The sequence below is a fragment of the Mycobacterium sp. ENV421 genome (assembly GCF_002887815.1).
GTDB lineage: Bacteria > Actinomycetota > Actinomycetes > Mycobacteriales > Mycobacteriaceae > Mycobacterium.
Genome location: NZ_PDHO01000157.1, coordinates 1 through 343 on the forward strand (window position 1 = coordinate 1; position 343 = coordinate 343).

At 64.7% G+C, this 343-nt stretch carries 1 protein-coding gene; it reads right to left on the bottom strand.

All coding sequences use genetic code 11. The annotated features are described in order from the left end of the window. Nucleotides 1-343: phosphopantetheine-binding protein (locus CRM90_RS30150; RefSeq protein WP_158249095.1), on the bottom strand; the 343-nt coding region annotated here is incomplete at both ends.

A 343-nucleotide genomic window follows, 5' to 3' on the forward strand; every position in this document is an offset into this window, starting at 1 on the left:
ACCCGAGCATGTCCACCGGATAACCCGTCTTCTCCGAAACAATCGACAACACAACGTCTCCGGCGTCCACCGCCGGGCCGGCCGGCGCGACAGCGACCGGGGCAGCCGAAGCCGCAACCGGTGCGGGCGCCGCGAATCCGGAGACGGTGTCGACGACGTCCTGCAGAGTGCGCAGGTTGGCCAGCTCCGAGGCCGGGATCTCCGGGGCACCCGGGAACTTCGCCTGCAACGCCGCCAAAATCTCGACCTGCTTGATCGAATCTATCCCGAGCTCAGCCTCCATCTCCATGCCCAACCCGAGCATGTCCACCGGATAACCCGTCTTCTCCGAAACAATCGACAA